We start from the raw sequence: 24877 nt of genomic DNA, 5'->3' as shown, positions 1-24877 counted from the left end.
TGAGTAAAGACAGCACTATTTTTCTGTATTTTTCACCATCAGATTATAAGGATTCAACAAAGATACGATTTCTCAACAGAAGAAAAACTATAGTTAGCCATTAAAGTTACTATTCATCTTAATCTATAAAATCTATTTATGTAAAGGAAAAAAGAGTTATAACAATAATGTTTTTCACACAATACGATATCTCAGGCCAAAAATATTAGCTACATTTGTGTCTAATAGTAGATAAATTCTGATCTTATGAACCGCAAATTACTATCCGTTGCCGTATTTCTGACGCTCATGCTGACTTCTTTGTTGGCTGAACATCACAACTATTGTACTGCCAGAAATGAAATAACAGCCGATTTGAATCAGGCACTGGCACAGACACTTAAAGAGAATAAGGATTATATCATTACACAAGATACGATAAAGACTTACAAACAACTTCGTCAGACTTCGGGCGGACAGGTACTGATTGCGGTTTCCGACGAACGTTTTTGCCACCATCTGAAGAATAAACGGTTGCAGAAAACGGCATTTATTACTTTCGATGTGGTAGACAATCGTTATCGGAACCAATCACCGGATGGGCATGTTATTTGCAGCGACACACTGATGGTGCGTGACAAGCATGCGGGAGAAATACTTGCACTGAAGGGATATGCCCGCTTGTCGGCCGCCAGCGTGTTCGGCATGTCGGATCAGCGTATTCCGGCAGCCTGCATGATTTCTGCTTTCCTTTGGGCGATGCTGTCGTGGCTCTATCTGAGAAAGAAACAGGAAGAGCCGGAAGTTGTTACCGGTTTCGGGGGACTGGTTTATTCAGAAGCGGACCGGCGGTTTTATACAACGGCACACACTCCTATCCGCTTTACTCCCATGCAACAGCAGCTCATGCTGTTATTTTGGAATGCACCGTCACATTCATTGACTAAAGAAGCTATCTGCACAGCACTCTGGCCCAAGAAAGAGGATGCCAATGACACGCTTTACACGCTTATTCGCAGGCTAAAGCCGATAGTAGAAGAGCATACAGATCTGAAAATCGTGGCAGATAGAGGTCGGAATTATTCACTGGAAATCAATAAGGTAGAAAACTGACATCGAAATGTCAGGCAAATGTCAGTGTTTGTTCTGGTAGTAGTCTGACTCAACCCTTTACATTTGTTTCCGAAACATCAAAACAGAAACAAATGGAATGGTTAACAAATCAGTTTCAAGGTAATGCCTCTGCGGAGCATTCCTTGGTATATGGTATCAGTCGGACTGCCCGGAAAGGCTGTGTCTGCATCACGTTCATATTTTTTTCGCTTACCGTATCTGCACAGACTACTGATCAGAGTATTGAACTTGGCGAAGTAGAAGTAAAAGCTGCACGGATTGTATATAAAACAGACGGCTTATTGCTCTACCCTTCCGATGCTCAGAAAGAAGCATCCAGCTCGGGGTATAGTGTCTTGCAAAAGCTTAGTCTGCCCAATATTCGTATCGATGAAGATGCCCGTAGTATATCTGCTATCGACAATAAAGGAAGCGTACAATTGCGCATCAATGGCATTATTGTAGATCAGGCGGAAATGTTGTCGCTCGATCCGAAAAGTATTCTCAAGATTGATTTCATCGATAATCCCGGTGTGCGTTACGGTGAGGGAATCGCTTACGTTATCGATATCACGACACGGCGTGCAAGCAGTGGATATACGGTTGGTACATCCCTAAGCCAGTCGCTGAATGCCAAAAACGGAAACTATACGGTTTATGGTAAGTGGAATACGGGGAAAAGCGAATTTTCGTTGAACTACGACTTCGGATATAAGGATTTCGAGGGAGACCGGATGGAGGAAACGGCTTATTATCACTTGAATGATGGTTCGGTCTATACCATTCAGCGTAACGATATTGCTTCACGCAGCCGGTATTTTAATAATAGTGTGAAGCTGACTTACAATCTGGCTGATTCTACACGTTATGTGTTTCAGGCATCGCTAAGCGGCGATTTCAATCACGTGCCGGGCGACTTCAACCGGAAAAATGTAGTGGACGGGACGAATGAATACGTCGCTACCCAGCAAGACAACAGCCGGACGGGAAGTCCGGTGCTCGACCTTTATTATTTCCAGCAACTCACCCCCCGACAGTCGGTTACACTGAATGCCGTAGGTACCTATATCGATACAAATTCTTCTACCAGTTACGATGAAGGCTTTCCTTACCGGTACAATGTAGATGGTAAGACCTATTCGCTGTTGAGTGAAGCAATTTACGAAAACAAGCTGAAGCCTTTTACCCTTACCGCCGGTATCAATTACAGCCAGAAGTACACGAACAATGCATATACGGGAGATGTTTCTTCACTCACCCTGATGCACAACAATCGCCTCTATCTGTTTTCTGAGATAAAAGGCTATTGGGGCAAATTGCGTTATTCGGCAGGCGTAGGCGCAAGCTACCTGCACTACCGTCAACAAGAACATACATACGACTACTGGACGTTTTGTCCGAAGGCGGCACTGAGCTACGATTTTACCAATGCCCTGCAAGTAAGCTATAATTTCCAGTCGAACGAACGTACTTCCCGCATAGCCATGATCAGCGATGCCATGATTCGTACCAACAGCATGGAATGGACTGCCGGAAGTCCTGACCTCAAGCCTAACAGAGAAACATATCACACTCTCAGACTATCATACTCCAATGCTCGCCTGCAAGCATACATCGAAGGCTTTTATAAACTATGTCATCGCCCGAACATGGCGGTGTACGAACGGACGGCAGACGATCAGTTTATCTATACCCAGCGTAACCAAAAAGAAATCGATGTCTTGCAGACGTCAGGATATGCCAACTACTGGCTGCTGCCCGAGAAACTTTCCGTAGCCTTATATGGCGGACTGTTCCGCTGCTTCAATTTCGGGTATGACTATACTCACTGCTATACTTCTTATTTCCTGACGGGAAATGTTCAGGCTTATTTGGGGAACTTTTCGCTTCAGGCGTATGCCGACAACGGATGGCGCTTTCTGGAAGGAGAAACCAAGGGATACAACGGAAGCAGCATTGTGCTGAAAGGTTCCTATCAGTACAAATCCTGCCAGTTTGCCCTTGCCTGGCAGTTGCCTTTGATACAGCGGTATAAGATGTTCGAAACAGATATCTTGAACCGTAATCTTCAGAAATCGACAGCTCTTTACAGTACGGACATCTGCAACCTCGTCAGTCTGACTGTAACCTGGCGACTGCACAAAGGACGTAAATACCGGGCGGTCAACAAATCCATTCAGCTAAAAGACAGCGATACGGGAATTATTCAGTGAAAGATTAAAAGTGAAATCTCACTCCGACATTGAAGTAAAAGCAGAGTTACTATTTCTATTTTCCTAAAAAATATCCTAAAAGGGATCATCCGTATATAGTATATGTCCGATATGATTATATTTGTATAAATCTTAATTAAAGAATTACACGTATGAGGTATGTATTATTCTTTCTGCTTCTACATTGTGCGGTATTAACCAGTAGCGCAAAAGAGTACAAGTCTGACTCTCTTGTTTATTCATCTATAAATAGGAAAGAAATGAAGCTCCAACAGAAATATGAACAAACGGCTTACTGGGAAAGATATAAAAAGCTCAAAAGATATGCTTTTGGTACGCTTGGATTAGGTGTTTGTGGAACAGTTGTCGGCTGGATTGGAGAAATTAGTAACACTGCATATACTAACAGCAATTGGAAGAATGATGGCAAAGCGTGGGATATTATTTTAGGTGTAGGTATAGGCCTAACTATTTCCAGCATTCCTTTATTCGTTGTATCACATAAAAATAAAAGAAAAGCCAAAGAAGCTTTCGAGTTGTCATTGAAGGGTTCGAATGTATCTTCGATGTTTCCCAATGGAATGGAAAAAATGCAGCCTGCATTAGGTGTTTGTATAAGTTTCTGAATTGATTATTTTATTTATTCTTGTAAGATAACAACATGGATTATATTTTTTATAGTTCAGCCCTGAATCATTTTGATTGCCCCTTGTGTTAATTTGACAAAATGTTTTTTTTACCGTATTTTGCGAGATAATTCCGAGCTTCCATCTTGGCTGGCATGAAATATAAGATTCTCAAGCGTTTGGGCTTTATCAGCAGGATAGCAAAGACAATATAATCCAATCAGGATGTTTTTCTATATATCATATCTTAAACATACCGTAATTTATTGCAGGGAATATTATTCAAAAGGATAAATGGAAACAGGTTATTCAAGAAAGCTGAATAGAGAAAAACAAGGCTTTCCAAACGGTATGAATTAAACGAACAGGGGGGTAACTAAAAAGATGCAGACGTTTCTGAAAAACGTCTGCATCTTTTGTACTAAACAACCCGAGGTTTTGGGTAGAATCTCTTCGTCTTTTCCCGCGAAGAAACGTTAATTTTATTTAGAAGATTAACTTATAACATAAGTAGAATACAGGAAATAAGCATTTCGGGCATGCAGATATTTAACATTCTCCTCTATATTCTATTTTCACCTCAAATGGTGTGTCAGCAAATTTAGCGATTTAATTACTTTTTTACTGCATATATACCGGTTTCCTTACGTTCGTTACATCATTGAAACCCACACAATACCCAGCACAACCGATACAATCGTCGCTATCAGTCCGGGCATCATAAACGAGTGGTTCAGCAGGTATTTGCCTATTCGTGTCGTTCCGGTAGTATCAAAGTTGATGGCAGCTATCACCGTGGGGTAGTTGGGCAGGAAAAAATAGCCGTTCACTGCCGGGAAAAGTGCGATAAGCATGTAAGGAGAGATGCCCAGTGCTATGCCAAGCGGTAACAGGGAACGAACGGTAGCTGCCTGACTGAACAACAGAATGGACATCAGAAACAAGGCTACACCAAACAGCCAAGGCATATCGGTAACAAGACCGAAGATGTTCTCTTTCATCACTTCCATGTTTCCGGCAATGAAGGTATCTCCCATCCATGCAATACCAAAGATGGCAACTACAGCCTGCATTCCTGCATTGAATACGGAACATTTAGCCGCCTTTATACCGTCTGTTTTAGTCAGAAGCAGGATGAGTGATGCGGCAGAAAGCATCAATATTTCAATAATGTGCGACATCTCCATCTGCACTTCTCCCTGAGCCGTTGCAAATGTCGGACGGAGTCCGTCGATCGATCCGAACAAAACGATGCCTATCGTGGCAGCCAAAAAGAGAATGACGGAAGTTAACGCCTTGCCATAGCTTGCCACCTCTGCCGTATGATAACCGTCGCCGGAAATTTCACCGGCAGCCAGTCGTCTTTGATATTCAGGATCATCTTTCAGTTCCTTGCCGACTTTCATCGAGTACAAGGCTCCTAAGAGAACTCCTATCAGCGTACAGGGAATGGAAATCTTCAGGATATCGAACAACGAAATATTGTATCCGGCAAGCATGCTGAGCATGGCAACCGTTGCTGCCGATATCGGACTGGCCGTGATAGCCTGCTGCGAGGCGATGACTGCGATACCCAGCGGACGTTCCGGACGAATACCTGTATCTTTGGCAACCTCGGCAATGACGGGAAGAACGGAATAAGCTACATGTCCCGTACCAGCGAAAAAGGTAAAAAAGTATGTCACAAACGGGCTAAGCAGCGTAATGTGATGCGGGTTTTTCCGCAAAATCTTCTCTGCCCACTTCACCATCAGGTCCAGTCCCCCTGCTGCCTGCATGCAACTTGCCGCCGCAATAACTGCCACAATCATAAGCATCACATCTATCGGAGGAGCAGTGGGCTGAAGCCCGAACACGAAAGTCAGCACGGCAAGACCAAGTCCGCCCAATATTCCCAGTCCGATACCGCCTACTCTTGCGCCGACAATTATCGCAACAAGGACAAATAATAATTGTAATAACATAAAGAATCTTTATAAAATAATTAATAACTGTTTTATTCTTTTCTCCATCCGCAGTCGTTGTGATAAACCATCAGTTTACTCATCCCGCCATCGATAGTGATGCATTGTCCGTTGATGAAAGAATTGCGTTCGTCGCACAGGAACTCAACGGCGCGGGCAATATCTTCGGGCTCTCCCACCCGTTGCGACGGATGCTGCATGATATCCCCTTCCGTGTAGTCGGGAACATAACTTTCGTCGTGGAACTTACCGGTATCAATCCATCCCGGAGCAATGGCATTGACGCGGGCTACACCCGAAAGACTTACGGCAAGCGCATGAGTCAGTGCGGTAATGCCCCCTTTGGCAGCCGTATACGCTTCGGTATCGGGCTGCGACTGAAACGCGCGGGTTGAGGAAAGGTTTACGATAGAGCCGACACCGGCAAAATGATGCATGAAGAGCTTGCTGAGCAGATAAGGTGCGGCAACACCTACACGCTGCACATATAGGAAATCCTCGTAACTGCATCCACTCAGGATTCCTCCTTTCATCAGGCAAGCATTATTTATCAGGCAGTGTATGCCTTGCGGAGTTTCTTCTATCACTTTCTCCGCAAACTTCTGTAATACCTGCTCGTCGGCAATATCCCCTGTAAAGCCATGCACGTCCATCTGCCTGGCACATAACTTTTCCGTTACAGTCGCAACAGCATCTGCGTCCATATCGATAAAATAGACCGTATTGCCCTGCGATGCAAAATACTCTACCAGGCAGCGCCCTATACCCTTGGCTCCGCCGGTTATAACGATTGTTTTCATTGATTTTTATTTTATTGCCTGCAAAAGTACTGAAAATCGCACGATAAATAAAATGCTTTCGGCATATAAAGCGGCAGTTGTGTTACAAATTTGTACCATCTGTCTGGAAAATAAATTTACTGGATGCCAGCGGGCACTTGCTACATATTTATTGGTTTTATGCCGGAATTTCGTGAGTTCTCCCTATCTTTGTCCCCGATTTTAACCACCGAGGCAAGTATGAAACCACAATTACTGATAGCATCCCCCATATCCGGCAGCGGAAAGACAACCTTTGCGCTGGGATTGCTGCGCGCGCTTCGGCAAAGGGGACTGCACGCTCAGCCTTTCAAATGTGGTACCGACTATATTGACACACAGTATCATGCACTTGCGGCTGGTCACGATTCGGTAAATCTGGACACTTGGCTGGCGTCGGATGGTCATATTCAAACAATATATAATAAGTATGCCGAACAGGCGGATGTCTGCGTAACGGAAGGAACCGCAGGACTTTTCGACGGATATAATCGGATGCAAGGGAGCAATGCGCATATTGCCCGGTTGCTGAAAATACCGGTCGTTCTGATTGTTAACGCCCGTGCTACAGCATATTCTGTCGCTCCCATTCTGTACGGATTCAAGCATTTCAAACGTTATGTGCAGGTCGTGGGAGTTGTGTTCAATCAGGTTGCTTCGCCTGCTCACCTGACTTTGTTGCAGGAGGCGTGCATGGATGCCGGAGTAGAATGTCTGGGCTATCTGCCTGTTGTGAATGATTTTAAATTACCTCCACGACATTCGGGACTGGTTTTGTCCGTCCGACAGTCCATGGACGAACAAATTGACCGGATAGCTTCTCTTATCGAAAAGCATGTAAATATAGATAAACTACTAAGTTTATGCGAGCGTATCTTTCCATGCCAGCATATCCTGCCCTATACGTCTGAGTCGGAACTGGACAACAGGCACATTATGGGCAGAAAGGAATTGCAAATAGCCATCGCCCGTGACCCTGCTTTCTGCCTTTTATCGCAGGAAAATGTAGATTCATTGGCCCGCAACGGTCAGATTTCCTATTTCAGTCCACTGTATGGCAGTGATCTTCCGAGTGCTGATCTGGTATATCTTCCCGGAGGTTATCCGGAGTTGTTTGCACGCCAGTTATATCGTCGAAAAAGACTTTTTAGTCAACTTCGTGATTATATCGAAGGAGGTGGCAAATTGCTTGCCGAATGTGGAGGAATGGTACTGCTTTCCCATTCGCTTACCGTCCGTCAGGGAGGAACAGCTTACGAAATGGCAAATATATTTCCTTTCGACTTTACGATGACAGCGCGGACAAATGCAGGCTATCGTCAGGCAGAATATCACGGAATAACACTACGTGGTTATGAATCTCACTACACCGAAACGATAAATCCTGAAGAAAATTCGTTTTCCGCCATCCCCGTTTATACCATGCGCGGCAGCAATACTTCCACTTCGCTCTTCCGATACAAAAATGTCTTTGCAAGCCTCGTTCGCTGGTACTGGGGAGAAACTGAGATGCTCGACTTGTGGGGAAAAAGCCAGACAGAAACAGATTCATTGGTTTTTCCTTAATCCACAGGAAAATATCTATACAACGGCCACCATACATACAAGAAAAAGTTTCATCGTATCTCATCTTGCCAAATACACGTAAAGTTGCTGTTCGCTGCGACTTTATAAAAAGTACATCCATCTTTTCGAACAAAATGCGTAAAAGACATACGATATAAGAGAAAAAAATCCTATATTTGCATTATGATTGAATTGGCAAAACATATTGAAGTATTACTTCTGGAAAACGATTGTGTAATCGTTCCGGGATTAGGAGGCTTTATAGCTCACTATCGTTCGTCTGTATTCAACGAAGATACGGGAGAGTTTTGTCCGCCTGCTCGTACCATCGGATTTAATCCGCAACTTGTCATGAACGATGGTCTGTTGGTGCAGTCGTATATGCAAGCGTATAATACAGATTTCCCCGATGCAACTCGCAGAATAGAGAAAATAGTATCACAACTGAAAGAAGATATTTACCGGCAAGGACATATACATCTGAACAACGTAGGTACATTGTACTATAACATGAACGGTGTGTATGAATTTGAGCCGGAAGCAAACGGTTTCTTTACACCGTCACTGTACGGACTTCAGGCTTTTACCTTTCCGAAACTGGCTCAGGAAAAACCGTCTGTACAACCGGCTGTTTTCGAACCGGTCATGCAACGTACGGTCAAAATCAGTTCCCGACGTTTCCAGCCTCATTACCGCAAATGGGCAAAGAACATTGTGGCTGTTGCTGCGGCTGTACTGTTGTTCTTCTTGTTTTCCGTACCTGTAGAAAATACCTATATGGATGATGCGGAATATGCTTCATTAGGTTCGGCAGGATTGTTTGATGCAATCAGAAATCACTCGATGGCTTCAAGTATCATAACATCACCGGAAACAAAGCCACAGGTCAAAGCCCAGAAAAAAGAGCAAAAGACTGTAAAGAAACAATATATAAAGAATAATATCAATACACTGAAGCCGGTCGTTGTCAAGACTGAGAAGGTAGTGGCAACTTCTGACAAGCCAGTTCAAAAAGAGGCGGTCAAATCGGTTCAGAAACCGGAAGTGGAAAAGAAGCAGACATCTGCTTCTGCCAATGCATCACAGAAGACAAAAAAGGAGCAAGCCGGTTATTATGTGATTGTAGCCAGCCTGACAACTATGAATGATGCGCAGCAGGAAGTAAAGCAACTGAAGCAGAAAGGTTATAATAACGCACAGATACTTGAGTCGAACGGAAGATTTCGTGTAGCAATCAACCAGTATGACAAGCAGACTGATGCTTACAAACAAGTAAAAGCTTTGAAAAGTGATGCAAAATTTGCGTCGGCATGGGTATTCACTTCTAAATAAACCGAACAAATCACGTTATGAAAAGAGTCAGATGTCCGAAATGTGACAACTATATACAATTCGATGAAACAAAATATGAAGAAGGTCAGTCACTGGTTTTTGTATGCGACAATTGCAAGAAGCAGTTTGGCATTCGTATCGGAAAATCTAAATTAAACGCCGGCTCACGTCGTGAAGAGGTGGTGGACGAAAAGGAAGGTACGCAAGATTTCGGAAATGTAGTAGCCATAGAAAATGTCTTCGGCTACAAACAGGTACTTCCTCTGCACGAAGGAGATAATGTAATAGGACGCCGTTGCAAGGGAACGGACGTAGATATTCCCGTAGAAACAAATGATCCGAGCATGGATCGCCGTCACTGTATACTGAACGTGAAGGTAAACAAGCAGGGAAGCATCACATATACGCTGCGCGATAACGATAGCATCACCGGTACATTCTTGATGAATGAACTCTTAGGACCTAAAGACCGTGTCCGCATAGAAGACGGAGCGATCTTCACATTAGGAGCCACCACGCTCATTTTGCGGGCGGCAGAAGAAAAGTAAACTTTTATTTATTTAAGGATAACTAAACTAATAAACCTAACTTTTGTGTTATGGCATCAAACAACGTAATGATCGTACGCCACAGATTGCTGGAAAAACTCGTGGCTCTGTGGAAAGAAGACCAACTTATTGAAAAAATTGACCGTGTTCCATTAGAATTCAGTCCGCGCCGTTCTCAACCGGTGGGACGCTGCTGTATTCATAAAGAACGCGCCGTAACGAAATACAAGTCACTCCCTTTGCTGGGCTGGGATATGTCCGACGAAACAGACGAGCTGACTCCGCTTTCTGAATACGCTCGCCAGGCACTGGAAAGAAGAAATAAACTGAAAGAAAATATTCTTTGTGTCATCGATGAAGCATGTTCTTCATGCGTACAGGTGAACTATGAAGTAAGTAACTTGTGCCGCGGCTGCGTAGCAAGAAGCTGTTACATGAACTGTCCGAAAGGAGCCGTTCATTTCGATAAGAAAACCGGTCAGGCACACATCGACCATGATACTTGTATCAGTTGTGGTATCTGTCATAAGAGCTGTCCGTATCATGCAATTGTATACATCCCGGTTCCATGTGAAGAAGCATGTCCTGTAAAGGCTATCAGCAAAGATGAAAATAACATAGAACATATTGACGAAAGCAAGTGTATCTATTGCGGAAAGTGTCTGAATGCATGTCCGTTTGGTGCAATCTTCGAGATTTCTCAAGTATTCGATGTGCTGGAAGCAATCCGCCGAGGCGAACAAGTTGTAGCAATTCCCGCTCCTTCCGTATTGGGACAGTTCGACGCTACAATCGATCAGGTATACGGTGCCCTGAAGGAAGTTGGCTTTGCCGATGTCATCGAAGTGGCAGAAGGTGCTATGGAAACTACCAGCAATGAAGCACACGAATTGCTTGAAAAGCTGGAAGAAGGACAGAAGTTCATGACGACATCTTGCTGCCCGTCATACATCGAACTGGTAAACAAGCATATTCCTGCCATGAAGCCTTATGTTTCAACTACAGGTTCGCCGATGTATTATGCGTCACGTATCGCCAAGAAAAAATATCCCAATGCAAAAGTTGTCTTTATCGGTCCGTGTATTGCCAAGCGTAAGGAAGCACAACGCGATGAATGTGTAGACTACGTAGTAACGTTCGAAGAGTTACATTCTGTATTCCGTGGACTTGGTATTGAGCTGGCTCAGGCTAATCCGTACAAGGTTGCCTATGAATCTGTTTGTGAAGCTCATGGCTTTGCACAGGCAGGAGGTGTTGCCGGAGCAGTCAAAGCATATCTCGGTCCTAAGGCTGACGGTATCAAGATGCTGCAATTCTCCGACTTTAACAAGAAGAGTATCGGACAAATGCGCGCATGGGCAAAAACAGGAAAAGTAGATGCTCAGTTCATCGAAATGATGGCTTGCGAAGGTGGCTGTGTAACAGGACCAAGTGCCTACAATGATTCGGTAGCTGGAAAGCGCCAGTTGAATCAGGATCTGCTGAAACGTACGCTGAAATACGAAAACTATAAGGAAGAATAAATTCCTTCTCCATTTTATATGAGAAGTTTAATAGAACGTCTTCATCGGGAGCATACACTTGCTTCCGATGAATTTCGTGTTTTACTAAGTCAATGTAAGGAAGAGCACCTCTCCTTTATCAATGCTCTGGCCCGTGAGGTTTCACTGGCTAATTTCGGAAACAAAATTTTCATACGAGGACTGATTGAAGTTGGCAACTGCTGTAAGAATGATTGTTATTATTGCGGCATTCGCAAAAGCAATCAGCTGATAGAACGTTATCATCTGGATGAGGACACAATACTTGCATGCTGTAGACATGGGTATGAATTGGGATTCCGGACATTCGTTCTTCAAGGTGGAGAAATCAATGACGACGAAATGATGATACGTGTTGTAACCTCTATCCGAAAAGAGTTCCCGGATGTGGCTATTACGCTTTCGCTTGGAGAAAAAAATACGTCTGTATACGAACGTTTTTTCCAGGCAGGAGCCAACCGATACTTGCTTCGTCACGAAACGCATAATGATTTGCATTATCGGAAACTGCATCCTGAAGGTATGTCGCTTTCCAATCGGTTGAGATGCCTGGATGATTTAAAGCGTATTGGCTTTCAAACTGGTACCGGCATCATGGTAGGAAGCCCGTATCAAACTATCGACACGCTGGTAGAAGACATTCTTTACATAGAGAAACTCCAGCCTGAAATGATTGGTATCGGACCTTTTCTTCCACACCATGATACTCCTTTTGCCAAGATGCCGTCGGGCAGCATGAAACTGACCTTGCTGTTGCTCTCCATTTTCCGGCTGATGCATCCACATGCATTGATACCTTCTACAACGGCACTTGCCACTCTTACTCCTGAAGGCAGGGAGAAGGGCATACTGGCAGGAGCAAATGTCGTGATGCCTAACCTCTCCCCTGTCGTACAGCGAAGCAAATATTCTCTATACGATAACAAGGCTTCTTTGGGAGCTGAAGCAGCCGAAGGACTTCTTTTGCTGGAAAAGCGGCTGGAAGCAATCGGATATACCATCGATAAAGGAAGAGGAGATTATAGTGCACATTAAAACATTGTTTTATTATCGTTTAAAATATAAAATCAATTATGTATAAAATAGATTCACCTCATGCAGAAGAGTTCATCAACCACGATGAAATCATGGCTTCATTAGACTATGCACAAGCCAATAAAGATAATCGTGAGTTGATTCGTTCTATTATTGAGAAGGCCCGCGAGTGCAAGGGACTGACCCATCGTGAAGCTGCTGTATTACTGGAATGTCAGGATGACAGTCTGCTGGAAGAAATATATGCTCTGGCACGTGAAATCAAACAACGTTTCTATGGTAACCGTATCGTCATGTTTGCGCCTCTCTATCTTTCCAATTATTGCGTAAACAGTTGTGTATATTGCCCGTACCACATCAAAAACAAATCGATTGCCCGCAAGAAACTTACGCAGGATGAAATCCGCCAGGAAGTTATCGCTTTGCAGGATATGGGACACAAACGTCTGGCTATTGAGGCCGGAGAAGATCCGTTACACAATCCGATAGAATATATTTTGGAATCAATCAAGACCATTTACAGCATCAAACACAAGAATGGTGCCATCCGCCGCGTAAATGTAAACATTGCAGCAACGACGGTCGAGAACTACCGCCGTCTGCATGATGCCGGTATCGGAACGTATATTTTGTTTCAGGAAACCTATCACAAGGAAAATTATGAAAAACTGCATCCACGGGGCCCGAAAAGCAACTATGCATATCATACGGAAGCAATGGACCGTGCCATGCAGGGAGGTATCGACGATGTAGGCATTGGTGTTCTGTTTGGTCTGAATACTTACCGTTATGACTTCGTGGGTATGCTGATGCATGCCGAACATCTGGAAGCGACATATGGTGTAGGACCGCATACCATCAGTGTACCACGTATTTGTTCGGCCGATGATATCAATTCTTCTGACTTTGAAAATGCTATTTCGGATGATATTTTCCAGAAAATAGTAGCCGTAATCCGTATCAGTGTACCGTATACCGGCATGATTGTTTCTACTCGCGAATCACAACGCTCACGTGAGAAAGTACTGGCATTAGGAGTTTCTCAGCTTAGCGGGGGGTCACGTACCAGCGTAGGCGGGTATGTACACGAAGAAACGCCTGAAGAAAATTCGGCACAGTTTGATGTAAGCGACCGCCGCACACTCGATGAAATCGTGGCCTGGCTGTTGCGTTTGGGATATATTCCCAGTTTCTGCACCGCATGTTACCGTGAAGGACGTACAGGTGATCGCTTCATGTCTCTGGTAAAAACCGGACAGATAGCCAACTGTTGCGCTCCGAATGCACTGATGACCTTGCAAGAGTATCTGGAAGATTATGCCTCTCCCGAAACACGTGAACTGGGTGTAAAGATGATTCGTGAACAAATGGAACAGATTCCTAATCCAGCTATCCGTCGTCGTGCATTGGAAAATCTGGAACGTATTTCCGAAGGAAAACGAGATTTCAGATTCTAACTCTTATAAGATTTGAAGTTTATGCAAGAAACACCTCGTGCCAACCGTCTGCACATCGGACTGTTCGGCAAACGTAATAGTGGTAAATCATCGCTGATTAATGCGCTGACCAATCAGGAAACAGCTCTTGTTTCCGATGTGGCAGGAACCACAACCGACCCTGTATATAAGGCAATGGAGATACATGGCATAGGTCCGTGTGTCTTTATTGATACAGCAGGACTCGATGATGAAGGGGAATTGGGAGCACTCCGTATCCGACAGACCATGCGTGCCATGGAGCGTACAGATGTAGCCCTGCTGGTATGTACCGGAGATAATATCGAAAAAGAGCTTGAATGGAATCGTCTGCTAAAAGAGAAAAATATCCCGGTAATATGGATATTAAATAAAGTGGACTTGCTGACAGATGTTACTTCTACCGTTCGCTCCATAGAGAAAAAATGTGGACAAGTTCCTCTTGCGGTCAGTACCCGTACTAAACAAGGAATGGATGACATACGCCGTAGCCTGATTGCTAAGTTACCCGACGAAACCATGTCACAGGGAATTGTGGGAAGACTGGTAAAGGAAGGCGATACTGTCATGTTAGTTATGCCGCAAGACATCCAAGCTCCTAAAGGCAGATTAATTCTTCCACAGGTTCAGACTATACGTGAATTGCTCGACAGAAAATGTCTTGTAATGAGTTGTACAACAGATAAAATAGACCAGATGCTTCAAGCATTGATACAACCTCCATCGCTTATCATTACGGACTCACAAGTATTCAAGACCGTTTACGAAAAAAAGCCGGCTACGAGTCGACTAACTTCCTTTTCTGTATTGTTTGCTCAATACAAAGGCGATATAGACTACTTTATCGAAGGGGCAAATGCCATCGGATGTCTGACGGAAAATTCGCATGTACTAATTGCAGAAGCATGTACTCATGCCCCACTTACCGAAGATATTGGACGTGTAAAAATACCGAACATGCTTCGTAAGAAGTTCGGAACCGGATTACAGATTGACCACGTTTCGGGAACAGACTTTCCGGAAGATTTGAGCAAGTACGATCTTGTAATTCATTGTGGAGCCTGCATGTTTAACCGGAAATATGTATTAAACCGCGTAATGCAAGCACGTAATCAGCAAATCCCGATGACGAATTACGGAGTAACAATCGCATATCTGGCAGGAATATTAGACAAAATAGATTATTGATGAAAAAAAGTAGGTTTTATTATTGCTTATTTGCATAATATAACCTACTTTTGTCATACTTTCGTCTGCGGTAGTAGCTCAGTTGGTAGAGCATTAGCTTCCCAAGCTAAGGGTCACGGGTTCGAATCCCGCTTACCGCTCTTTCTGGAAATCAGAGGCTTACGTAATGTAAGTTTCTGATTTTTTCTTTTGAAATAAAGCTGGTTTTACCTATGGTTTAACCATGTGAGTTAAACCGAGAGTTAAACCCAAAAATGATGAATGCAACTGTTGATATCGTATGTTACATATCTAAGATTTTATCTAATGGCGAACACCCTTTAATGCTTCGCATTTGTAAAGACGGTAAGAAGAAAATAAAACCAAACCAGTCAATGTAAACAGACAGATATCTCCTTCCTTTTTTATATCGATACTCTCGAAACTATCACATTAAGAAAAACGAAATTGTTTGATTTGAGCAACTTATGGTTTGATTTGCAAAAGTCATTGTCGTACCAACCTCCTACCTTTGTAATAAAATAAATGAGTATAAAAATCATGATGCAACAAGAATTACAAGACCGTATGGCATTGAAAGACTTAGTAGATCGCTATGCAACTGAATCGGATAAGAATAACCAAGATTACTATCGTGAGATTTTTACATCAGACATTAAGTTGAAAGTGTATTTCGGAGATAAACTCGGTATGGATATTCACAACGTAGAAGACATGATTGCCAAATACAAAGCATTCGGCGCAGCTAAGGCTTCATTTCACCAAAATGGACAACAAGTCATAGACTTTACGGATGAAACACATGCTACTGGTATCTGTTATGCCATCGCTACCCTTGTTACTGAGGAAGCGGGCAAGGACAAGCTGACCTTGCATGCTGTACGCTATTATGACAAATATGTCAAGATAGAAGGGCGCTGGTGGATATCCGAACGTGAACAGCACTTTGTTTACTCATCTGTTCCACCATTGGTTTAAGTATTATGAGAATAAAACTAATAACCCTTTGCACAATACTGATGAGCCTTTTGACAACGACTTTATATGCACAAAACCATTCAAAGAAAGGAACAAACATGAACGGAAATAAAATTTTGGTAGCCTTCTTTTCGCGTGCTGACGAGAACTATAACGTGGGCTACATAAAAAAAGGCAATACACAAATTATAGCCGAGATAATAGCCGAACAGACAGGAGGCACACTATTTCACATCGAAACTGTAACTCCCTATCCCATTGCCTATAAGGATTGCATCGATGTTGCTCGAAAAGAATTAAGTTCCAAATCGCGTCCTGCTATCAAAGGCGATATAAAGATAGAAGACTATGACATTATCTTCCTTGGATACCCCAACTGGTGGGGCGATGTGCCAATGGCAGTCTATACATTTATTGAAAAGCATAACTGGCAAGGCAAAAACATTATCCCTTTCTGCACCCACGAAGGTAGTGGATTAGGCAACACAGAAAATAAACTAAAGAACGCCTGCAAAGGAGCAACGTTCCAGAAAGGATTTGCCATACAGGGAACTACAGCTCAAAACAGACAGATACAGGCAAAACAAAATGTAATAGCCTGGCTTAGTAAAGTAAACTTTTAGCTAATAAGAGAAAAAATATAATAAAACAATGAAGAAAAATGTAATGATACTGACCGGTGCGGGGCAAATCGGCATGGCCATCGCACGCCGTATGGGCTACGGAATGAAAATCGTTATTGGAGACAAGCGCAGGGATAACGCAGAAACTATCGCCGAAACAATGAACAAAGCGGGATTTGAAACAGTACCCATAGAGATGGATCTCTCATCACGTGAATCTATTTTAGAACTGATAGATTCGGCTAAACATTATGGAGAAATCCAGATGCTTATCAATGCTGCCGGAGTATCGCCCAGTCAAGCATCTATCGAAACAATCCTTCATGTAGATCTTTACGGGACAGCAGTCCTCTTGGAGGAGGTAGGCAAAGTGATTGCCGAAGGAGGTACAGGAGTAACCATCTCCAGCCAATCGGGACATCGGTTGCCTGCCCTTGGAACAGAAATAGATGAACAGCTTGCTATGACTCCAGCAGAGGATCTGCTGAAACTGGATATTTTACAACCGGCCAATATCCGCGACACTTTACATGCCTACCAACTGGCAAAACGATGCAATGTAAAGCGTGTTATGTCGGAATCAGTCCGTTGGGGTGAACGGGGAGCACGTATCAACTCTATCTCTCCGGGTATTATTGTTACCCCACTTGCCATTGATGAGTTCAATGGTCCACGTGGAGATTTCTACAAGAACATGTTTGCTAAATGCCCTGCAGGCCGTCCGGGTACAGCCGACGAAGTAGCAAATGTAGCCGAACTGCTGATGAGTGAACGTGGAGCTTTCATCACCGGATCCGATTTTCTGATAGATGGTGGAGCTACAGCATCCTATTTTTATGGTCCACTCCGTCCGTAATATTCTCATATTTCACCGGTTCCCAGATTGATTATGAAGCTAAAAATCGGCAAAGAACAGATAACTCACCAACTAACAAGAATGTATCATGCCATATAGAATATACCCCAAAGCCATAAAAGATAAAGACAAGGTACAGTCTGTAAGCAGATTCTCTTCGGTCACAAACAAGAGCAAGTTGGAGAAATGCCAACTCTGAGAAGAGGCTGAAGCATCGGAAAAATGAGATTATCAGCCTGATAATTTGTTCATCTTTACCCGAAAGCTTATCTTTACAAGCAATGAAAATGAATAGAGGAAAAGCAGGCAGTTATGATAGAAAATCTTACCGAATTTTACAAGCGTATCGGGCGCAACGATCTTGCAGCCGAAGCATACATTAAGGAGAAGCCCTATTTCACCATACAAGAGAGTAAATGTCGTATCGGACATGTATCATTCAGCTATCGTGATTTTTATAAAATTGCGTTGGTCTTGGAAACAGGTAAACTCTACTATGCCGACAAATGGATTATGGTTGACCGCCCTGCCTTATTATTTTCTAATCCGATGATTCCATACGCATGGGAAGCTACGGGAAAAGCTCTTGGTACAGGATGTTTTTGCATTTTCAATGAAGCATTTATTGAAGCAAGTGAGAAAATGGGAACACTGGCAGACACCCCACTTTTCAATCAGTCGAAAGAACGTATCTATTTTCTAAATGACAATGTACTGAAAAGTGTTACAGATATCTTTAATAAAATGCGAGAAGAATTGAAGACTGATTATTCTCAGAAGCTTGACATTCTGCGCTGTTACGTCCATCTGATGGTACATGAAGCAATGAAAGTTGCCCCCAGCAGTACTTACGTGCCCCATAAGAATGCCGCCCAGCGTATTGCGGAACTATTTCTTGCATTACTCGACCGTCAATTTCCTATTGAATGGCCGAAAAAGATTTTACGCCTGAAATCAGCTACTGATTTCGCCGACCGCCTCTCCGTTCATGTCAATCACCTGAATCGAGTTGTTAAAGCAACAACCGGACGTACTACCTCCGATCTTATCAATGCTCGCATCGCGCAGGAAGGAGTACGGTTATTACAGCATAGCCAGCTAAGTATCAGTGAAATTGCATACAGCCTTGGGTTCGAAGAACTTTCCTCATTTAGTAATTTTATAAAGAGACGAACAGGTATCTCGCCCACAGAGCTCAGAGCGGCAACAGACTGAAACTTTCCTGTTCTGGTTTTACAGAAAAGCACATCGTTCTTCTTATGCTAAGGGCATTCTTAGCATCAACCAAATGATTTTATCTGCGATAATTAGGGTGACATGTACTGCCGTCAATGCAGATAAATGGAGCCCTCTTTACAGATATTATGCTCTTTCTCCGGAAATCGTATTTCCCGATGCAATATCTTCTCATACTACGGCTGCAAGTATATCTGTACCATTATTTCCTGATTAAGAATAGTAGATATACGCATTGAACATTCAATGAATACATGATAACATACGCATATTCCAAAATTATTTTATCTTTGTAAAAAATAATACTGTTACCATGAAACCAAAGTCATTACTAACCTTGTTCATTCTATCGCTTTGCCTGAGTACGACCTCATGTATCGTAACCAGACATCGTGCTAAACCGCCACACAAGAAGGAAATTCCTCCGGGACACGCCAAAAAGTTACATGGCAAGAAATCGGCCAAGTTCGATGCTCCGGGGTATCTTAAGCATTAACTCTACCACACAAAGATAGCGGATGCTTATCTTTGCAAGTAAAAATGATTGCCGGAATGCTGGATATACATCATCGATATAACCGCAGGCGGCAATCATTTTGCAAATATCGTATGTCTTATTTTTTCTGCTGACCGAAAAGCCAGCTCATAAAATCCGGACAGTTGAAGGCAGGATTCCAACTACCATGGTTGCAACCCGGAAACTCGGTATACAGCACCGAAGCACCTGCCGCCTTCAATGCCTTATAGGCTTCACGGGAACCGGCTACGGGAACCACATCATCAGCGTCGCCATGAAAGATACGGAATGCCACGTTCTTAGCGGTCGACAAGCGTGTCGGATTTATCGTACCACAGATAGGAACAGCAGCCGCAAACATGTCAGGAAAGCGGGAAACCATATCGTAAGTTCCCATTGCTCCCATCGACAATCCGATAATATAAACTCTCGATTTATCAACCTGCGGGTTTGCCAGATACATATCGAGCATTTCTTTTACAGCCCGAAATGCAGATGGCATCTCCTCACCGACCGGCATCTGAGCCGGAATAAAAGAAAGCGGACGAGTGGCATATGCCCAATAGCTATCTTCGGGACATTGCGGAAACAAAACGAAGGCAGGATATTTTTCCCGGTTGACCGGATTCAGAAACATCTGTGCACCATGCGTCAACTGTTTTTCATTGTCATTGCCTCTTTCACCTGCTCCATGCAGAAACAATACCAGCGGATACTTTTTTCCGGCCTGCATTGCTTCCGGCTCCAGCAGACGGTAATTCAGGCTATCGCCCGACACAGAAACAAAAACCTTGCGTTCATAGTTATCTTGTGCCAAGATAGGTCCTAAATTAAAAAGCAGCACAGACAACAGCAGAATAATTTTTTTCATAATGTGTTTTTTTAATGGATTAGAAATAAAATAATGTGATACTCTTATATCTGTCCCAATAGAGCAAACTCATACCACCTTTCAAAAGTAACACTTTTTTCGTTAACAGCAATTCTGGCATCCCCTGTCGAGAATAAATTAATCGTCCGAAAAGGTTTCTCCTGACCATTCAGAAAGAAGGAGCTGGAAACCCAATTATTTTTTGTACAAATTTCTTTGTTTTTTGTACAAAAAATAAAAAAACGTCCAGACGTTTTTTGTAATATAACCTGATATGTCTCAGTAGATCACATGACGTGTTACACAAAACAATACGAGCCTGACATATCAAATGTCAAGCCCGTAAACAATAAAACTTAGAAAAAACAATTGTTTATTGCTTTTCAAGTTCAAATCCAAGCTGAAGCCCATCGTATTGGTTCAGCAAAGAAGTAGCAGCGCTGATAGTAGAATTCGAATTTCCCAAAGCACCACCGATAGTCTGTGCCAGCGACATCAACTTGTCGGCCTTGAAAAGCAGACTCATCTTATTAGGCGACAATACCTGCTGCGAAACGGTTGCATTAAACTTAATGCCGAGCTTAGTCTTTAAGGTCAGCTCCTTTGTATCGGCATTATAAGAATAAGTACCGCTGGTTGTACGACCTTTTACGGTAGAAGTATAAGTACTGTCGGCATTAAACACATATGTACACCCGTCGGTAAAACCCAGTTTGGAAAGCACATCCGACATCTTTTCTTCTACCTTTTGAGAAGCTACTTCTCCACCCGCCTGTGCCAGAAAATTATCGCTTTCAAACTTACAGTCGGGCCCCGTGTACTTCCATGTTCCTTCCAGAGAAACACCCGATGAGTTGGTTACTTTATTTGTAACAGCATTTGCCACACCCGAAAGAATAGATTGTAAACTTTGTGCATTAACCGCACCACTTGCCATGTACATAAAGCATGACAGGCAGATTAATCTGATAATGTTCATCTTTTTCATTTTCTTACATTTCTTTTACATTGAATCTATTTGGTCATTTTTTATGATAAAATGACATACAAAGATACAAAATCCCGATAAAAAAGAGCATATGTAATGCAATAAAATCGGGTACAATATTTACCGATTCTCTACCTCCGGTAAATTTGCACCCGATTAACTTAGGCTATTTTATTGATAGATATACTCTACCGGTGATTTTTTGAAACGCACATTACGAGTATTGTTTGCGCCCGCCCCGTTGTGTTCCAAAATTGCATTGTTTCCTCTCAACAGCCATCCGGTTACATTCGGATTATAACATGCAAGCAGCAACCAGTTTCCATTCACTCCGTCATTGTTCCACTGGCAACCTACTCCATAGAATGTAAGAGGTTCATCACCGTGTCCTGCAATACTTCTGACAGAAAAGCTCCACTGCTCGTTCAAAGCGTGTCCGTCAAGCTGTATGCCAGAACGCTTTTCAAGAATAATTTCACTACGATACTGTCTGTTTGTTGCATCGTTCTCAGGATAGAATCCTGACCAGGTTGTCGGTATGGGTATGGAAAAGAGTCCAAGAATATTCTTGTAATCATCAAATGTCGGCATTTCATAACCATCGGGAGCCAATGAAGCAGGTTCCGCTTTATTGATATGGTTCGACTCACTACTACGCCAGCCGTCCAATGTCACCTTACCGTCGCGATACACAGCCTGCAAGGCTATCCCATTATTCCCTTCATAGGCAGCATTCCATAAACGCACATATTCCTCGGATGAGCAAGTCTTAAGATAGTCCTGTACGGTTTGCCCTGCCAGACGTGCCGGATCGCTGGAACTTAACACCTGATCGTCGAAACTTCTGGAATTACCTATAGCATTGTAACGACACCACCAAGTACCATTGAGATAAGTTACAGGCAATCCGTAATTACGGCGAACGACTGTATAAACTTCCATGGGTTGTTCGTCCGAGATGCGGCGCACCACCAGCCGAGCAGACTGTTTACGTCCATCAGCTTTCGGGTCATTTGGCTTCCATCCTCCTACCACGCGATAAGTATTGGCATCTTCTCCAGCCTTTTCCACCTTCACCCAAGGGTCTTCGTCGCCAAACTCAGCAACAAGCTCCAGACCTTCAGGAATGGTAAAACGCCCCATTTCGTTATCAATGTAACGTCCAAAGTCGCATGTATAATTTTCACGGTCGAAACTGAATCCTTCCAGCCGGATAGGATTTTCTTCCATTACCAGTGTCACGCAGTCTTCTTCATAATTTTCGTTCAACCCTTTACGGCGGAAATACACTTTCGCTTCTTCCTGAGGGTATCCAGGAGGGAGAAGTGCCTTATGGAAGGTAAAACAATTTTTCTTTTCGCCTGCCACTTCCGACAATACGGCTTCTACCGTAATGTCCGGGCTCTGCGATGATACAAATTCCAGTTCGTCATCGCAATCGAATGCCAGCGTAAAATCCAATGCTCTACTCGGCAGAGAAACCACATTCCCCGATTCTGACACAACAACCCCTTCCGGTAATACAGAAGCTCCCTTGTCGACCGTTATGGTACCGTCGAAATCGGGACGTAAAGCTACGTCTCCTCCATCTTCCCATGCAGTCACTTCCAACTTGACATCCGCCGACAAAGCATCTTTTCGGACTGTAATCGTATAAACGGTATTACGTTTCAGGAACGAGGGCAAATCAACCTCCTTTACATAGGTTTTCCCGTTCATTTCCATCTCGGCTGCCACCTTTAACTGCTGATTAGCCTGTTCGCCTACATAGGCAATGCCCGAAGAATCTCGTGACAAAGGCTGCTGAAATACAATATGCATATCCTCGACAGGTGCACCTTCGGGAGAAACCACCCCAGTCTGCGGCAGCAGATAAGATTCTTGTGCAACATTTTTCAATGTCAGGCTTTTTACAGACAACACTCCCCCGGTCTTTACCAAAAGGTCGAAACGAGCTGTCCCATGTTTCAGGCTCATAGGAAATACAAACTGTCCCTGCGGCTGCTCCTTCAAGTCCAACTTGCCTGCAAAGAAACGAGGCATTACTCCTTCTTCGGCCTTTACAGTGGTATTCAGCCACTCCTGTTCTGTCGTTCCTCTATCCTTCATCTGCTGCAAATCGATTAATCCTTCAGTATTTGCGAGCATATAAAGCGTACCCGACATACTCTTCAGTTTCAGCGAATATGTGTCCGACGATTTGTTCAGATCAGTGTAAACTTCTGTCATCAAGCCGTCTTCGAATAAACACGCTTGAATATCCTTAATCTCATTTTCGCCTTCAAGAGAAGAAACCCTTCCGTCCACCTTAAAAGCTGAAATGTCTGCCTGAACAACGGCCGGACTTTCGGTGCCCTTCTGTACCGCTTCGTGTTCATCCGAACACGAAGCCATAAGAAAAGCCGACAGCAATATGCTGTACAAACCTAAATAGTTTCTTTTATTGTATATCATTATCACCTATATCTATCAAAATATAATTAAAACAATTACAACTGGGGGACGATTTCCGTATCTGTTCCCGGTTCCCAATCATCAATGCCCACTTTTACTACAATGTCAATATCATTCTTTCGTACTGTAATCGTATAAATGGTATTACGCTTCAGGTTTCCTTCCAAAGTCTTTGTCAAAACCTTGTGCTGCCCGTCTATTACAGCATCGATGCTAACTTCCATTCCATTGTTTTCCTGTTCATACACATAGAGCACTGCCGGAGTAGAAGCCGTCAACGGTGTATCGAAAGTTACTTCCATGTCCTTACGAGTTACATCTGTCGGCGATTTCACACCCTCACTCTGTGAGAACAAATATCCCGACTGAGCTACATTTTTAAGTGTCAATCTCTCAATAGATGCACTTCCTGCCACATTTACATTCAAATCGAAACGAGCAACGCCACGCTTCAGAGTCAAAGTCTGTGCCGATTGACCTTGTCCGTTCAAGGTCAGCATTCCTGTAAATACATTGGCAACCTTGCCTTCGTTCATGCCCAAAGCAGTAGTTTTCCATTCTTCTTCGCTGATACCTTCAGTCTGCATCTGTTTCAAATCCAACATACCATCAGCATTTGCCACCATATAGATAGTACCGTCGTAACTATCCACCTGCAAGTTGTAGCCATCAGCTGTTGGCTGTAAGTTTTCAAAAACCTTAGTCATGATTCCTTTTTCGAATACACACGCTTTCATATCGGTAATGGAATTTTCTCCTGCAAGCTCTTGTCCTGCCCCCTCATAGCTAATCTGACGCGTAGCAATTACCAACGGACGTGTTGTTTCTCCTAAACCTCCATCCCCTTCGTTATCGTTTGAACACGCAGTAAAAGCTAACCCTAAAAATGCAATACCTACCAATCCCAAATTTTTCATTTTCATCATTGTTTTCTTAGTTGTTTTCATTATGTTTTT

General features: G+C 43.3%; 21 protein-coding genes, 1 tRNA gene and 1 pseudogene. 17 read left to right on the top strand and 6 right to left on the bottom strand.

What is annotated here, in order from left to right; translation table 11 throughout:
• The first annotated feature begins 246 nt into the window (after positions 1-246).
• The 3 genes from WKT12_RS00630 to WKT12_RS00620 all read left to right on the top strand — a co-directional run bounded on the left by WKT12_RS00630 (position 247) and on the right by WKT12_RS00620 (position 3931).
• Positions 247-1092: a helix-turn-helix domain-containing protein gene (locus WKT12_RS00630; protein WP_340318488.1), complete on the top strand. Its 846-nt coding sequence runs from the start codon at positions 247-249 to the stop codon at positions 1090-1092.
• Positions 1093-1184: 92 nt separating this feature from the next.
• Positions 1185-3305 (top strand): TonB-dependent receptor, encoded by a 2121-nt coding sequence (locus WKT12_RS00625; RefSeq protein ID WP_340318487.1) that lies wholly within the window; start codon positions 1185-1187, stop codon positions 3303-3305.
• Between the two features lie 152 nt (positions 3306-3457).
• A complete protein-coding gene (locus tag WKT12_RS00620; RefSeq protein WP_021971884.1) occupies positions 3458-3931 on the top strand; it encodes a hypothetical protein in 474 nt (157 codons plus the stop codon).
• 653 nt (positions 3932-4584) lie between these two features.
• Here WKT12_RS00620 and WKT12_RS00615 read toward each other — a convergent pair.
• Positions 4585-5895: an anaerobic C4-dicarboxylate transporter family protein gene (locus WKT12_RS00615; protein WP_021971885.1), complete on the bottom strand. Its 1311-nt coding sequence runs from the start codon at positions 5893-5895 to the stop codon at positions 4585-4587.
• A 32-nt stretch (positions 5896-5927) separates the two neighbouring features.
• A complete protein-coding gene (locus WKT12_RS00610; RefSeq protein ID WP_340318486.1) occupies positions 5928-6695 on the bottom strand; it encodes an SDR family oxidoreductase in 768 nt (255 codons plus the stop codon).
• Between the two features lie 219 nt (positions 6696-6914).
• Between WKT12_RS00610 and WKT12_RS00605 the strand changes: the two genes are divergently transcribed.
• The 14 genes and pseudogenes from WKT12_RS00605 (at position 6915) to WKT12_RS00540 (ending at position 19587) form a co-directional block, all read left to right on the top strand.
• Complete coding sequence (locus WKT12_RS00605) at positions 6915-8279, top strand: cobyrinate a,c-diamide synthase (protein ID WP_340318485.1); 1365 nt, start codon at positions 6915-6917, stop codon at positions 8277-8279.
• Between the two features lie 183 nt (positions 8280-8462).
• Complete coding sequence (locus WKT12_RS00600) at positions 8463-9611, top strand: HU domain-containing protein (protein WP_340318484.1); 1149 nt, start codon at positions 8463-8465, stop codon at positions 9609-9611.
• Positions 9612-9628: 17 nt separating this feature from the next.
• The gene (locus WKT12_RS00595) at positions 9629-10159 is read left to right on the top strand and encodes an FHA domain-containing protein (protein WP_021971888.1); all 531 of its coding nucleotides are present in this window, start codon (positions 9629-9631) and stop codon (positions 10157-10159) included.
• A 50-nt stretch (positions 10160-10209) separates the two neighbouring features.
• Positions 10210-11682: a 4Fe-4S dicluster domain-containing protein gene (locus WKT12_RS00590; protein ID WP_021971889.1), complete on the top strand. Its 1473-nt coding sequence runs from the start codon at positions 10210-10212 to the stop codon at positions 11680-11682.
• Between the two features lie 18 nt (positions 11683-11700).
• Positions 11701-12735 carry a [FeFe] hydrogenase H-cluster radical SAM maturase HydE gene (hydE, locus tag WKT12_RS00585; protein WP_340318483.1) on the top strand — a complete coding sequence of 345 codons (1035 nt, stop codon included), beginning with the start codon at positions 11701-11703 and terminating at the stop codon, positions 12733-12735.
• 38 nt (positions 12736-12773) lie between these two features.
• Positions 12774-14192, top strand: coding sequence for a [FeFe] hydrogenase H-cluster radical SAM maturase HydG (gene hydG / locus WKT12_RS00580; protein WP_340318482.1), 1419 nt, complete (start codon positions 12774-12776; stop codon positions 14190-14192).
• 21 nt (positions 14193-14213) lie between these two features.
• Positions 14214-15398 carry a [FeFe] hydrogenase H-cluster maturation GTPase HydF gene (gene hydF / locus WKT12_RS00575; RefSeq protein WP_340318481.1) on the top strand — a complete coding sequence of 395 codons (1185 nt, stop codon included), beginning with the start codon at positions 14214-14216 and terminating at the stop codon, positions 15396-15398.
• A 67-nt stretch (positions 15399-15465) separates the two neighbouring features.
• Positions 15466-15538: transfer RNA gene (locus tag WKT12_RS00570), tRNA-Gly, on the top strand.
• 117 nt (positions 15539-15655) lie between these two features.
• Positions 15656-15760, top strand: a pseudogene (locus tag WKT12_RS00565) (Arm DNA-binding domain-containing protein); the annotation flags it as partial.
• 178 nt (positions 15761-15938) lie between these two features.
• Positions 15939-16376, top strand: a complete 438-nt coding sequence (locus WKT12_RS00560) for a nuclear transport factor 2 family protein (protein ID WP_340318480.1) — start codon at positions 15939-15941, stop codon at positions 16374-16376.
• A gap of 98 nt (positions 16377-16474) precedes the next feature.
• Positions 16475-16999 carry a flavodoxin gene (locus WKT12_RS00555; protein ID WP_340318479.1) on the top strand — a complete coding sequence of 175 codons (525 nt, stop codon included), beginning with the start codon at positions 16475-16477 and terminating at the stop codon, positions 16997-16999.
• Positions 17000-17027: 28 nt separating this feature from the next.
• Positions 17028-17855 carry an SDR family oxidoreductase gene (locus WKT12_RS00550; RefSeq protein WP_340318478.1) on the top strand — a complete coding sequence of 276 codons (828 nt, stop codon included), beginning with the start codon at positions 17028-17030 and terminating at the stop codon, positions 17853-17855.
• Positions 17856-18167: 312 nt separating this feature from the next.
• Positions 18168-19070, top strand: a complete 903-nt coding sequence (locus tag WKT12_RS00545) for a helix-turn-helix domain-containing protein (protein WP_340318477.1) — start codon at positions 18168-18170, stop codon at positions 19068-19070.
• 334 nt (positions 19071-19404) lie between these two features.
• On the top strand, positions 19405-19587 hold the full coding sequence (locus tag WKT12_RS00540; protein WP_340318476.1) for a hypothetical protein: 183 nt from the start codon (positions 19405-19407) through the stop codon (positions 19585-19587).
• A 118-nt stretch (positions 19588-19705) separates the two neighbouring features.
• On the opposite strand, the gene WKT12_RS00535 is transcribed toward WKT12_RS00540, so the two are convergent.
• From WKT12_RS00535 to WKT12_RS00520, 4 genes are all read right to left on the bottom strand, one after another.
• Positions 19706-20479, bottom strand: coding sequence for a carboxylesterase family protein (locus WKT12_RS00535; protein ID WP_340318475.1), 774 nt, complete (start codon positions 20477-20479; stop codon positions 19706-19708).
• Positions 20480-20852: 373 nt separating this feature from the next.
• The gene (locus WKT12_RS00530) at positions 20853-21467 is read right to left on the bottom strand and encodes a DUF4923 family protein (RefSeq protein ID WP_021971899.1); all 615 of its coding nucleotides are present in this window, start codon (positions 21465-21467) and stop codon (positions 20853-20855) included.
• Positions 21468-21638: 171 nt separating this feature from the next.
• Positions 21639-23921 carry a hypothetical protein gene (locus WKT12_RS00525; protein WP_340318474.1) on the bottom strand — a complete coding sequence of 761 codons (2283 nt, stop codon included), beginning with the start codon at positions 23919-23921 and terminating at the stop codon, positions 21639-21641.
• A gap of 35 nt (positions 23922-23956) precedes the next feature.
• Positions 23957-24868 carry an Ig-like domain-containing protein gene (locus tag WKT12_RS00520; protein ID WP_340318473.1) on the bottom strand — a complete coding sequence of 304 codons (912 nt, stop codon included), beginning with the start codon at positions 24866-24868 and terminating at the stop codon, positions 23957-23959.
• Positions 24869-24877 lie beyond the last annotated feature (9 nt).

The organism is Phocaeicola sp. HCN-6420 (genome assembly GCF_037890145.1).
Lineage (GTDB): Bacteria > Bacteroidota > Bacteroidia > Bacteroidales > Bacteroidaceae > Phocaeicola.
The sequence above is the reverse complement of the archived record's forward strand: the minus strand, read 5'-3'. Positions and strand labels throughout refer to the sequence as shown.